This is a genomic window from Streptomyces sp. NPDC021093, from assembly GCF_044333135.1.
Taxonomy (GTDB): Bacteria; Actinomycetota; Actinomycetes; order Streptomycetales; family Streptomycetaceae; genus Streptomyces.
Map to the genome: position 1 here is coordinate 393,480 of NZ_JBIRQJ010000003.1, position 12,856 is coordinate 406,335.

Consider the following 12,856-nt stretch of genomic DNA (forward strand, 5'->3'; position numbering starts at 1 on the left):
AATCCCCCGCCGCGACGTCTGCTGAGGCACCGTCAGAGGTCACCCGGGTGCCGTCGGTCAGCGTTTGACGATCCGGTCGAGGACGGTGGCGACGGCGGACTTGACCGCGTCGCGGTGGTGGAGGGGTTCCGCGGGCAGTTCGCTGGTGGGGCGCACGCCCCGGTCGGCGAGGATGTGGAGCAGGCGCAGGGTGCGCAGGCAGTTGCTGATGTGGGCGGGCATCGGGCCGCTGATGTTGTCGGTCCCGAAGCGGTCGGCGATCGGCTCCAGCCAGCCGACGGCGTCGCGTTCGCTCAGGTCGGTGCGGGTGAGGACCCGGGCGATCGCCCGGGCCAGACGGTCGTCCTCCATCTGGTCGTAGACGTGGCTGGTGGGTGCCGTCAGCCGGGCGGCGGCGAGGTCCAGCATCCGCACCGGCGCCACCTCGGGGCGATGGCCGAGACTGGCGAGCAGGTCCGCGCCGTGCGCCACCGCGTGCAGCCAGCCGAGCGTCCCGTCGTGGCCGCGCAGATCCCGCTCCGCCGGGTACCAGCGCTCGAACGCGTCCACCCAGCCGGCCTTGAAGTCCCCCGCGGTCACCAGCATGTCGAGCACCAGCGGCGCGAAGGTGCGGGCCTCGACCCGCGGGTCGGTGAACCGGGTGGCCATCTCGTCCCCCAGCTCCAGCCGCCGCTCCGTCCCGATCGTCCCGCGGGCTATCCAGGTCGCGAGGACGGTGTAGGGCGCGCCGTCCCGGACCAGCGGATCGGGATCCGCCAGCGCACGGGACAGCTCGCGGACGAGGTCGCCCATGGGTCGGTCGGAGGGCACGGCACAGTCGTCGGCCTCGATGTTCTTCCAGTCGATCATGGCGGGCAGAGTAGGTCCTCACCGGTGCCGTGCGCCTGCGAATTATGTCCAGGAATCCACCTCGACCCATCAACTGCCCGACAGGTAACGGCAGTTCCGACGCCCCCTTAATAGTTAGGAAGGTTTCCCAACACTCTTGACGCTCCCGGTGAAGGGCCCTAGCTTTCACGCCAGGAACGCACGCCCACCCCCACTCCTGGAGCCCGTGATGCATCGCTCACGTCGATCTGTCATGTCCATGGCTGCCGGTTCCACTGCGGCTGTCCTCCTCGCGCTGTCCGGCACCACCTCGGCGACCGCTGCCGGGTCCCACCCCTCCGCCCCCGGAACACAGGAGATCAACGGCCCGCTGAAGGTCTGCGGCACCCAGCTCTGCGACGGCAGCGGGCAGGCCGTCCAGCTCAACGGCATGAGCACGCACGGCACGCAGTGGTACCCGAAGTGCGTCACCAGCAAGTCGGTCGGCGCGCTCGCCACCGACTGGCGCGCGGACGTACTGCGCGTCTCCACGTACGTCCAGGACGGTGGCTACGAGGACGACCCGGCCAAATTCACCGCCCGCGCGCAGAAGTTCGTCGACATGGCCCACGCCAAGGGCATGTACGCGATCATCGACTGGCACATGCTCGACCCGGGCGACCCCGACTTCAACCTGGATCGCGCCCGGACCTTCTTCACCGCCATGGCGAAGAAGTACAAGGACCACCCCGGCGTGCTCTACGAGATAGCCAACGAGCCGTCCGGGGTCAGCTGGTCCCGGATCAAGTCGTACTCCGAAAAGATCATCCCGGTCATCCGCGCGCAGGACCCCGACTCGGTGGTCCTGGTGGGGACCCGCGCCTGGTCGTCCTTCGGAGTCTCCGAGGACTCGGACGAGTCCGAGGTGGTGAAGAACCCGGTACAGGCCTCGAACATCATGTACACGTTCCACTTCTACGCGGCCTCGCACCGCGAGGAGTACCTGTCGGCCCTCGACCGGGCGTCCGACAAACTGCCCGTCTTCGTGACCGAGTTCGGCACTCAGAACTACGAGGGCGAGGGCGCCAACGACTTCGCGATGTCGCAGAAGTACCTCGACCTCATGAAGCGCAAGAAGATCTCCTGGGTCAACTGGAACTACTCCGACGACCACCGCTCGGGCGCCGTCTTCAAGGACGGCGTCTGCGACTCCGACGACAAGTGGACGGGCACCTCGGTCCTCAAGGAGGCGGGCGTCTGGATCCGGAACAAGATCCGCGCGTGACCTGCCCGCGCACGCTCAGCACGCTCCGCATGCTCGGCACGCTCCGTACCTGAACACCCGGCCCCCGTCGCACGCGCAGTGCGGCGGGGGCCGGGCCGTTCCCGGATGCGGGTACGGGTACGGGAGTAGGCGGTCTTGCCGTGACCGTCCCCGCTTCCCACACTGCGGACAGGGGGTCCGGAAGTCCGGAAGGGGGCGGGGGAGCATGTCGGCTCGGCGGCGCCGGAGGCGCTCGAAGCGGCAGCGGCGCAGCACGGCAGTCGGGTGGGCCGCGTCGGCGGCCGGGATCCTGATCCTGGTGCTGGCGGCGAACTGGCGGAGTGCGTGGCCCTATCTGCTCGGTGTGCTGGTGACGGCCGTCCTCGGCGTCGCGGGTCTCTGGCTGTGGCGGTCGCACCGCAGGGCGAGGGCGGGGGACCTGGCCTGGCGGAAGGGGGAGGAGCGCAAGGCGAGAGAGCTGTCCATGGCGGCGGTGGACGCGCTGTCGTGGCAGGAGTTCGAGGAGTACGTCGCCGAGCTGTGCCGCCGCGACGGCTGCACCCGGGTGGAGGTGAGCGGCAGGAGCGGTGACCTGGGCGCGGACGTGGTGGGGCTGCTCCCCGACGGACGCCGTCTGGTGGTGCAGTGCAAGGCCTATGCGCGTGAGCGGTCGGTGCCATCGGCGGACATGCAGAAGTTCGTGGGTACCGCCAGGCCCGAACACCGGGCGGACGTGGCCCTGTTCGTGACCACCTGCCGCGCCTTCACCCGTGACGCGCTCGGCCTTGCGGTGCGGCAGGACATCTTCGCCATGCACCGTGACCTGCTGGGGGCGTGGGTCGGGGGCGCGACCCTGGAATCGCTGCTGCCGCTGAACGGAGCTGGGGGAGGAGCCGCTCGCCGCCCTTGGGGTCGGACTTGAGCGGCACGGTGACGTCGTCGCCGAGCGAGCCGTTCTGCATGTCGAGGGCGCGGCCGTTGCCCAGCGACGTGAGGCACAGGCCGGCACCGGGGTCAGGTGGCGGCGAATCCCGCTTCCAGGCGAGGTACGAGGTCCACGAGGTCCTGGGCCCAACAGCCGCTGGTGTGACCGCCCTTGCAGTGGGGGCCCCAATTGGCCCCGTTGCCGTAGTCCACGTAGTGGTACGGGATTTTGTGCGCGTCCAGGCCGTTCCTGGCGTGTTCGGCGGCCGACTTGACCCAGAACTCCATGTCGGTGGCCGCGCCGTTGCCGTTGCCGGTGTAGAGGGAGATGTTCATTCCGGCCAGGGCGCCCATGTGCGAGGAGGGATCGGCCGCGTTCCAGCGCCAGTCGGCGTCGAGCACCGGATACGGCGTGCCGAAGATCGCGTCGCTCGACACCGTGGGGCCGAAGTCGAGGCTGCAGGTGGGAGCCGAGCTCCCGCAGAGCGCGGCGCCGGCGTTGGTCAGCGTGCCGACGACGGCGCCGCGCATGACGGCGTGGTTGCGGGACAGGTCGCTGGCGCCGGAGAGCGACGCGACCTGGCTGAAGAGTTCGGGTCTGGTCTGGGCGTAGTGCAGGGCGCCGAAGCCGCCCATGGACAGGCCGCCGACGGCACGCCCCTCTTTGGTGGCGAGGGTGCGGAGGTTGGCGTCAATGAAGGGGATCACCTGGCCGAGGTGGAAGTTCTGCCAGTTCTGCGCGCCCGCGGCGGTCTTCTGGTCGAGCCAGTTGGTGTACCAGCCCCTGAGGCCCCCGTCGGGGATGACCGTGATCATCGACTGTGCCGCGGTGAGTGCGGGGTAGGCCAGGCCCGGGTTGCCCGGGTCGTCGGAAGCCCCGTGCAGGAAGTAGAACACCGGGTAGCGCTTGGTGGGGTTGTCGGCGTAGCCGGCGGGCAGCAGGATCCGGATGCGGTGCTCGCCGGAGACCTGGGGCGTGGACACGGTGATCACGAAGTTGGTGGCGGTGCCGGTGATGGGCGCGGTCCTGGTCAGTCCGAAGCCGTCCGTCATCTCCGGCGGTGCGGGGGTGTCGGCGCGCGCGGCGGGCGTCGCCAGTACGAGGAGCGCGGTGACCAGTGCCGCGGCCACCGCCTTCACGCGTGCGGCACAGGCGGACCGGGCTCGTCTCATCAGCAGTCCTCAGGTGGGCCGGATATGTGGTGAAACCCGTGTTCGAGGCTTCAACGTGCGGAATCTCAGGGGCAGTTGCTTGATCGCGATCGCAGCGGACCAGGACCGAGTGTGGCCCAGCGGGCGGTCCGTGCAGAGACGGTTTCCGGAAAAAATCTCTGGTCCGATTCCGGGCGGTTCACATGGTGTCCGCGAGCGAGCGCCGCACGGGTGCGCCAAGTGTTCATTTGTTCAAAGCGGCCCAATGGACTAGACCTTGGGGCTCTTGTCTTCGCACGGCCCGCACATCTCCGAAGGATCTTGAATGAAACGCCTCCCCGCCTTCTCCCGAAGACGGTCCGTCGCCCGCGGTTTCCGCCACAGGACGCGTCTGCTCGCGCTGTCCCTGTCCGGCGTACTGCTCGTCTCCGTGGCGCAGACGGCCGCCGCGCTTCCCGCGGCCGCCCTGCCGGCCGCCCCCGCTCCCGCCCCCGGGGCGGCTGCCCTTCCCGCCGGTCCTCCCACCGACACGACCGTGGTCATCCAGAGCGTCGGCGGCTTCCTGGACGGCGAGGGACGGCCCGACGGCCTGGGCGGCGGCGGATATCAGATATCGGGCACGGAGCTGCTGTTCCGCGCGACCCCTCCCAAGGGGGACGAGGCCGACCAGTGGTGGTACCTCCAGCCGTCCAGGACCGTCAGCGGTGCGTACCAGGTCAAGAGCCGCACCAAGGGCGACCGTTGCATGGGCCGTGATTCCAACTCCGAGGGGGAGGCGCGGCTCGCCTTCCGCGACTGCGCGGGATCGGGCACGGACTGGCTCTTCGAGCGGGTGAAGGGCGAGCGGTACAAGATCCACCCCGTTGGTTACGAGGAAACCCTCCAGACCCCCGCGAAGGTCGACCAGAAGGACCGCAAGCAGGGCGGCGACGTCACCTTCGCCTCCGGTCCGCAAGGCAACGCGGACTCCCTGACCTGGTACGTCACCCAGGTCGAGCCCCCGCACCAGGCGATGCCCGCCGACCCCACGTTCGACCAGCGGACCTTCCTGACCTCGCACAACGCGTTCAACAACCAGGAGGACGCCGACGGCGGCGCCCCCCTGCCCAACCAACCGCACTCGATCCGCAAGCAGCTGGCGAACGGCGTACGGGCCCTGATGCTCGACGCCGCCCAGTCCAACGGCAGGGTCCGTATGTGCCACGGCGGCGCCTGCCTGCCCACCTTCCGGCCGCTGTCGGACGTGTTCACCGACATCGCGGACTTCCTGAAGGCCCCGGGCAACGAGAAGGAGATCATCACGGTCTTCATGGAGGACTACACCTCCTACGCCGACCTGAACGCCGAGGTCGGCGACGACCTCCGGCCCGGCGGACAGCTCCACGGCATGGTGTTCAACCCGGAGACCCAGAACGTCAGGACCCAGGGCTGGCCGCGCCTGTCCAAGATGGCCGCCGACAACACCCGGCTGCTGCTCTTCACGGACAAGGGGGTCGGCCCCGAGGCGGAGGGCCAACCGGGCAAGCGCGACCTGGGCTTCCAGCACCAGGCCGACTGGACGACCGAGAACTACTGGTCGATGGGCAGCGGCATCGGCAACTCCGACTGGACCTGCCGCACCCGCTGGGACGGGATTCCCCTCTCCCAGGAAGAGAAGGGGTTCCGCCGGCTGTCCGTCATGAACCACTTCCGGGACGGCCCGGTCGACGGAACCGCGGGCACCGACAACGAGAAGGTGCTCAACAGGGCCCAGCGGTTCTGTTCCCCCGCCTCCCGCCGGAAGCCCAACTTCCTCGCCGTGGACCGCTACCAGAGCGGCAACCCGATGAGCGCCGTCGACACCCTCAACACGTACGCCTACAGCGGTGACACCCCCGGCTTCGGAGGCACCCCCGACGAGCCGGCCGACAACTGGACCGTGCCGCGCCTCGCCGTGATGCCGCTCGGCGACTCGATCACCGAGGGCGCCGGCAGCACCACCCGCTCCAGCTACCGGGCCGAACTGTGGAACCTGCTCAAGGGCCGCGCACCCGTCATCGACTTCGTGGGGTCGCAGAAGCACGGGCAACTGCCCGACACCGACCACGAGGGCCACTCCGGCTGGCTGATCGAGGGACTCGCCGCCAACATCGACACCTGGCTCGCCGAAGCGAAACCCAACGTGGTCCTGCTGCACATCGGCACCAACGACATGGACCGTGACCACCAGGTCGCGACCGCCCCCGCCCGGCTCGCCGCACTGATCGACCAGATCATCGCCGCGTCCCCGGACACCGCGATCGCCGTCTCCTCCCTCGTCCCGTCCGCCTCCCCGGCGGTCCAGTCGAGGATCAACGCGTACAACGCCACCATCCCCGGCATCGTGGCCGCCCGGCAGGGCCAGGGCCACAAGGTGTCGTACGTCAACATGTCCACGGCCCTGACCACGGGCGACCTCAACGACCGCCTGCACCCGAACAACGCGGGCTATCTGAAGATGGCCCGCGTCTTCTCCGACGGCGTCTCCCACATCGCGCAGCAGGGGCAGATCGTCCCTGAGGTCGTCGTCAGGCCCGCCCCGCCGCGGACCTCCCTGGGCGACTACCAGGTGGACCTGAACGCGGACGGCCGCGCGGACTACCTCGTCGTCGAGGAGAACGGTGCCGTACGGGCCTGGCTGAACAAGGGCGGCAACGGCCGCGGCGGCTGGACCGACGCCGGCCGGATCGCCTCCGGAGTCGGCGCCCCCGGCTCCCAGGTCCGCTTCGCCGACCTCAACGGCGACGCCTACGCCGACTACCTGGTGGTGGACCCGGCCGGTGCGGTGCACGCCTGGCTCAACAAGGGCGGTACGGGCACGGCCGGCTGGACGGACGCCGGTCAAGTGGCCTCCGGCGTCGGCGCCCCGGGCTCCACGGTCCGGTTCGCCGACCTCAACGCGGACCGCCGCGCCGACTACCTGGTGGTCGACGCGAACGGTGCGGTGCGCGCGTGGCTGAACAAGGGCGGCACGGGCACGGCGGGCTGGACGGAAGCCGGCCAGATAGCCTCCGGCGTCGGCGCCCCTGCCGACCAGCTCCGCTTCGCCGACGTCAACGCGGACGGCTACGCCGACTACCTGGTGGTCGACGCGAACGGTGCGGTGCGCGCGTGGCTGAACAAGGGCGGCACCGGTACGGCGGGCTGGACGGACACCGGCCAGATCGCCTCCGGCACCCACTCGCCCGGCTCCTCGGTCCGGTTCGCCGACCTCAACGCCGACCGCCGCGCCGACTACCTCGTCGTGGACGCCAACGGCGCCGTACGCGCCTGGCTCAACAACGGCGGCGACGGCACCGGAGTCGGCACCGGCTGGACGCCCTCCGGCACCATGACCCCGGGCCCCGGCGACGCCGGCTCCCAGGTCCGCTTCGCCGACATCAACGCCGACGGCCGCCCCGACTACCTGATCGTGAACGCTGCCGGAGCGGTACGCGCCTGGCTCAACAACGGCCCGGTACAGGGCGGTTGGACCCTCGTCGGCCAGATCACCGCAGGGGTGGGAGCCCCCGCCGACCAGGTCCGCCTCGCGGACATCAACGCCGACGGCCGTGCCGACTACCTCGCGGTAGCAGCCGATGGCTCGGTGCGCGCCTGGCTGAACAACGGCGGCGACGGCCAGGGCGGCTGGACCCCGCTGGGCACGTACGCCTCCGGTACGGACTCACCCGGCTCCTCGGTCCGCTTCGCGGACGTCAACGCCGACGGCCGCGCGGACTACCTCGCGGTCGCGGCGGACGGCTCGGTGCGCGCCTGGCTGAACAACGGCGGCGACGGCCAGGGCGGCTGGAGCCCCGGCTTCCGGCTGGCCTCCGGCACGGGTGCGACCGGCGACCAGGTCCGTTTCGCGGACGTCAACGCCGACGGCCGCGCGGACTACCTCGCGGTCGCGGCCGACGGCTCGGCGAAGGCCTGGCTGAACAAGGACGGCAAGGGAGCCTGGACCCCCCTCGGGGCCTACGCACCGGGCGTGGGTGCACCGGGCGCCCAGGTCCAGTTCGCCGACGTCAACGGCGACGGCCGCGCCGACTACCTCACCGTCGCCCCCGACGGCTCGGCCGGCATCTGGCTCAACAACGGCGGCGAACTCACCGGCGGCTGGGCCGGCCTCGGCACCATCGCCTCCGGAGCCGGCGCCCCGGCAAGCCAGGTCCGCATCTGACCCCGGCTGCCTGACGCGACGACAAGGGCCCACCGGCACAGTGCCGGTGGGCCCTCCGCATGCCCCGGCCGGTCGGCCACGACGCCCACGCTCACGTACGGGCTTCAGGACGCGAGACGGGGTTCAGCACGCGAGGCACGGCTGAGCACGCGAGGTGCGGCTCAGGACGAGCAGCTCACCTTGACCGGTGCCGCGGCGGCGTGCCGGTTGCCGGAGGTCTTGCCGCGGTTGTCCATGACGACGGAGACCTTGCCCGTCGCCGGGAACGAACCGGCGTAGACCCACTGGCCCAGGTGTGCGGTCTGGTTGATCTCGAAGGTGCCGATCACGGTGCTCGACTTGGGGACGAAGGCGCGGTGGACGGTGTAGTAGGCAGGGCTGCCGCCGACGTAACTGATGTCCTTGACCTTCGGGATGTAGACCGAGACCTTGCAACTGCCCTTCGTCACCGACCCGGTGGAGAACTTCCACTGGGCGAAGCCGTTGGACTTCGACGTGCTGTTGGAGAGCGGGACGCTGTAGTAGAAGCCGCTGCAGCCGGAGACCGTCTGGCTGCCGTTGCTGCCGCGCCATCCCTTGTTGCTGTCGCGCCACTGGTCGGAGGTGGCGAAACCGGCGGTGTTGCAGCCGGGGCCTATGAGGTGGTTGTACGTGACCGGCGGCGCTGCCTGCTTCTCGTTGCCCGCGGGCTTGTCGGCAGGGGGCGGCCCGGCCGGGACACCGGGCTTGGCCGGGGTGCCGGGGGCGGCGGGCACGCCGTTCTTCTCGGCCGGAACGGTCTGCACCTCCTTGCCGTTGGGGCCGGGGCCCGCTCCCGTCGTGCCTTCGGTGTTGGCGGTGCCCTTCTTCTCGGCGCCACCGCCACCCTCGTGGATGCCGCCCGCCTGGCCGGAGCTGCGCTCCGCGGTCGCCCCGCCCGGCTGGGCGTTGCCGCCACCGGTGTTGGAGACGTTCTCGCCGGGGGCGTTCTGCTGGCCGGGCACGAGACCGGGCCCCGAACCGTCCGGCCCGATCCGGCTGCCCGCGGGCGCCTGCGCGGACGCGGGGGCGACGTCGTCGCCCGAGTCGGACAGCCCGGAGATCAGGAACGGCACGCCGACCAGGATCAGCCCACCGGCCACCGCCGCCGCGAGCATGGGCTTGCCGGGACGGCCCAGGGGGAGACCGCTGGTGCGGCGCGGAGGGGTGGCCGTGGCCGTCGCTGTGGTGGTGGCGTTGCCTGTGGTGGTGGTGGCGGCGGTGGTCGCGGCTGTGGCTGTGGTGGCAGCGGCTGTGGTGGTGGTCGCCTTGCCGGTCGGCTTCTTCTTCTCCTTCGCCTTCTCCTCGGTCTTCGAGGCAGCAGAAGGCGTGGAGGCCGAAGTGACGGCGGGCTTCTTCGCCTTCGCCTCCTCGGCGGCCGGCTTCTCCGACGCCTCCTCGGCGGCCGGCTTCTCCGATCCCTTCGGCTCCGGCTTCGGCTCCGGCTTCTTCGGCTTCTCCGACTTGTCCGGCGGGAACAGGCCGGACGTCGGTTCCTCGGCCAGTACCGCAAGTGCCGCCGCGCGGGGGACCGGTGAGCCGGTGGTGCCGGCCGTTGCTCCGGCCGTGGCTGACTCGCTGGTTGCCATGACGTGCCTCTCTGAGGGGGACGGGATGAAGACGGGGGTCTACGGGGCTACTGGCTCACGGGGTGGGGAACGGGCCGGAACAGCGTTCCGGCCACTGCGCCCCCGCCGGGTCGGCACTCCGGCAGGCCGCCGCGTCCAGCCGGGCGACGGCCTCGTCCGAAGGCGCCCGGAACTGTGCGCTGCCGGACGGCACTTCGGCGAGCAGGACCCGTGCAGGAAGGTCGTCGGTGGCCCGGTGCACGTCCAGTACGGAGAACTCGGTTCCCGCGGCGAAGAGCGCCGCCGCGCCGCTGCTCCCGGGGCGCGCCAGCACCGACGTACGGCGCGCGGTCACCGGTCGCACGACGTACCGCACGTACTCCTCGGGCGGGAGCGGCGCACCCTTCTGCTCCAGATGTACGACGTCCAGTGGCGCGGCGCAGTACAGGTACGCCCCCGGAACGATGTCCTCCGGGATCTCGGGTCCCGGCACGGCCCGCATCAGCGTGCCCCGCAGCGCCGGCAGCCTGCGCAGCCCGGAGGACAGGCACGCGGCGTACGGTCCCAAGTCGCCCGAGCCTGAGCCCGCTTCCGCTTGCGCAGCGAGCGCGCGGGCGCCGAACCGGCTGTCGGGCGGCGACGACAGATACAGGTGTACGGCGATGAGGTCGGCCCGTGCGGCGGCTTCGCCGGGGCCGCGCAGGGCGGGCAGCCGGATCAGCGCCTGGTTCACCGGCCCGGTGTGCTCCTCCCAGACCGCCGCCGCCAGCTCCCGGAACGCCTCCCGGTCCGCGTCGCTGCTGAAGCCGACGGGGGCGACGGCGAGGCGACGGGCGGACGCGACGGAGACGCGGACCGGGGGCGTCGTCACCTTCGGTGCCGGGGATTCGCCCGGAGGGGTCTGTTCCGAGGGGACGGTGGCCGGTGCTTCCGAGGGCTCCGTGTGCGCGGAGCGCTCGGCAGGCGACTCGCCGGACCGGGTGAGGGGTTCGGCCGTCGTCGCGGGGGACACCGGCTCGCCGACCGGGGCCGGGGACCCGACCTGGAGGGCAGCGGTGTGCTCCGCCGCGGCGTTCCCCTGGCGTGCCCCGGTGGGGCCGTTGCTGGTGGGACTGCTGGCAGGGCTGCTGCTGGTGGACGGACGGGGAGCAGGAGCGGAGACCGCGGGCGTCGTCGCGACAGCGGCCGCCGCGGAGTTGCGTACGGCGGTGACCATGGCAGTGACGGAGGAGGTCGCGGTGGAGGCGGTGGTGGAGGTGGCGGTGGAGGTGGCGGCGCTCGACGCGGAGGCGAGCGAGTCCGGCCGGACGGGCGTTACCGGCGTTACAGGCGTTACAGGCGACCACGGCGTATCCGGAGCGGGGGCGGGGGCGGGTGCCGCGTGCTCGGTACGCGCCGGGACGGCGGCTCCTGCCTCGGAAGGGCCGGGCGTCGTGGCGAACGTCAGGCCGTTGCGTACCCCGAAACGGCGCAGCGCGGTCACCGTCTCGGGGCCGGCCCCGGCCGGAGCGGTGATCTCGGCGTGCTCGCGCACCTGGCCGTCCAGTTCCGGCAGCAGGGCGGCGAGCGCCTTTAGAAGTGCGCCGCGGGCCCTGTCGTCGTCGGCCGTGTCCTCGACCTCGATCCGTACGGCCCGCGCCTCGGCCGGCCGGTCCCGGACCGGGGCAGGGGCGGTGGCGGAACCGCCCACCCACAGCCCGGCCCGTACCGCGACTACGTACTGGCCGTCGGGCAGCCGCAGTGCGGCGGGTTCAGGACCTGCCGTGCCCACGGCGTCGGGAAGCAGCCAGTGCACCGGGCGCGGCGCCGGACGCGGCTCGCCCGGTTCCGTCGGGGCGCAGACCACGGCGGTGAGCAGGGCGGGCCAGGTGCACTCGCCCTCGGGGGAGTGCAGCCGTACGGACTCCGGGTGCCCGGCGGTGCCCGGGGCGGCGGCAGCGGGCAGGGGGTGGGGCAGGGGGAGTCCGGTGCAGACCTCCACCTCGGTGCCGAGCAGGTCCGCCACGTGCTGGGCGACCGGCAGCAGATCGTGCCCGTCGCCGGGGGCCAGCCGTACCCGGCCGCGCAGTTCCCCCGGGAGCCGGGCCAACAGCGCCGCCAGGTCCTCCGCGAGGTCCTGCCCGGCCGGTGCGCCGCTCACCAGGACGGTCAGCCGGTCTGGGTGCACGGTCAGGGCGAACGCCAGATCGCCGGGGCGGGGTGCCGCCGTGCCCGAGGGATGCAGCAGCAGCCCCGCGGGTATCTGCCGCACCGTGCAGCCGCCCAGTTCGCCGAGCGGCACCCGGGCCAGTGCCCGCTGCCAGTTCGGCGCGGGTATGCGCGCGCCCAGCGCCTCGGGTTCCGCGCCGGGTGCGAACCGCCACCAGCCGCCCGCCGGGCTCGCCGGTTCGGTCACGTACAGCCCGCCACCGGGCACCAGGACGGCCGCGGCATCGGGTGCTTCGAGCTCCAACTCCCAGGCGTCCGCGAGACGTTGGGCGAGGGGCGGCTGACCGTCGGACTTCCGGGCCGCGGCACCCGACATGACCAGGCGAGCGGCGGTGCGCCGCTCGTCGCGGAGCCTGCCGAGCAGGCCGCCCAGTTCCTCGCCGAGATTTCCGGCGGCGTCGGCGGCGACGTCGACGATGACGACAGGGCGCTCCCGTTCGACGGGCAGGCTGCGGGCGAGCTCCTGCACGGAGGTGCGGCGGTCGGCGGACGAACGCAGCAGGAAGCCTGCCGCCTCGTGCGCGCTGTGTGCACCGTGTGCGACAGGTGTGCCGTGCGTGCCCAGTGCGCCACGTGTGCCGTCGGGTCCTGACCTGCCGAACTCCTCCAGGACCGTGTGCGGGGCCCGCTCGGCGGCGGAGCCAGGGCCGGGGTCGGGAGTCGACGTCGTCGCCGAGCGCCGTCCGCGCCACCGGGGCAACCGCGAGGTCAGTCCGCTCATCGGGAACCCTCCCG

The 12,856-nt window shown here is 71.8% G+C and carries 7 protein-coding genes; 3 read left to right on the forward strand and 4 right to left on the reverse strand.

From position 1 onward, the window contains the following. Positions 1–57: 57 nt before the first annotated feature. Positions 58–849 (reverse strand): DUF2785 domain-containing protein, encoded by a 792-nt coding sequence (locus ACH4SP_RS10595; protein WP_398412766.1) that lies wholly within the window; start codon positions 847–849, stop codon positions 58–60. Positions 850–1,087: 238 nt separating this feature from the next. Between ACH4SP_RS10595 and ACH4SP_RS10600 the strand changes: the two genes are divergently transcribed. Next, on the forward strand, positions 1,088–2,092 hold the full coding sequence (locus tag ACH4SP_RS10600) for a glycoside hydrolase family 5 protein (protein WP_398412769.1): 1,005 nt from the start codon (positions 1,088–1,090) through the stop codon (positions 2,090–2,092). Positions 2,093–2,297: 205 nt separating this feature from the next. Beyond that, complete coding sequence (locus tag ACH4SP_RS10605) at positions 2,298–2,993, forward strand: restriction endonuclease (RefSeq protein ID WP_398412771.1); 696 nt, start codon at positions 2,298–2,300, stop codon at positions 2,991–2,993. Positions 2,994–3,085: 92 nt separating this feature from the next. Here the strand turns inward: ACH4SP_RS10605 and ACH4SP_RS10610 are convergent, their stop codons facing one another. Next, entirely contained in the window at positions 3,086–4,168 is a 1,083-nt protein-coding gene (locus ACH4SP_RS10610) for an alpha/beta hydrolase (protein ID WP_398412773.1), read from the reverse strand. Positions 4,169–4,472: 304 nt separating this feature from the next. Here ACH4SP_RS10610 and ACH4SP_RS10615 point away from each other — a divergent pair, with 304 nt between their 5' ends. Next, complete coding sequence (locus tag ACH4SP_RS10615) at positions 4,473–8,327, forward strand: FG-GAP-like repeat-containing protein (RefSeq protein WP_398412775.1); 3,855 nt, start codon at positions 4,473–4,475, stop codon at positions 8,325–8,327. 161 nt (positions 8,328–8,488) lie between these two features. Here the strand turns inward: ACH4SP_RS10615 and ACH4SP_RS10620 are convergent, their stop codons facing one another. Then, on the reverse strand, positions 8,489–9,934 hold the full coding sequence (locus ACH4SP_RS10620; protein ID WP_398412777.1) for a hypothetical protein: 1,446 nt from the start codon (positions 9,932–9,934) through the stop codon (positions 8,489–8,491). A gap of 55 nt (positions 9,935–9,989) precedes the next feature. Further along, positions 9,990–12,842 carry a hypothetical protein gene (locus tag ACH4SP_RS10625; protein ID WP_398412779.1) on the reverse strand — a complete coding sequence of 951 codons (2,853 nt, stop codon included), beginning with the start codon at positions 12,840–12,842 and terminating at the stop codon, positions 9,990–9,992. Between the last annotated feature and the right edge of the window lie 14 nt (positions 12,843–12,856).

Coding starts and splice junctions, on each gene's coding strand:
- ACH4SP_RS10600 (WP_398412769.1), top strand. CDS start 1,088: ATGGCTGCCGGTTCCACTGCGGCTGTCCTCCTCGCGCTGTCCGGCACC.
- ACH4SP_RS10620 (WP_398412777.1), bottom strand. CDS start 9,934: ATGGCAACCAGCGAGTCAGCCACGGCCGGAGCAACGGCCGGCACCACC.
- ACH4SP_RS10605 (WP_398412771.1), top strand. CDS start 2,298: ATGTCGGCTCGGCGGCGCCGGAGGCGCTCGAAGCGGCAGCGGCGCAGC.
- ACH4SP_RS10610 (WP_398412773.1), bottom strand. CDS start 4,168: ATGAGACGAGCCCGGTCCGCCTGTGCCGCACGCGTGAAGGCGGTGGCC.
- ACH4SP_RS10625 (WP_398412779.1), bottom strand. CDS start 12,842: ATGAGCGGACTGACCTCGCGGTTGCCCCGGTGGCGCGGACGGCGCTCG.
- ACH4SP_RS10595 (WP_398412766.1), bottom strand. CDS start 849: ATGATCGACTGGAAGAACATCGAGGCCGACGACTGTGCCGTGCCCTCC.
- ACH4SP_RS10615 (WP_398412775.1), top strand. CDS start 4,473: ATGAAACGCCTCCCCGCCTTCTCCCGAAGACGGTCCGTCGCCCGCGGT.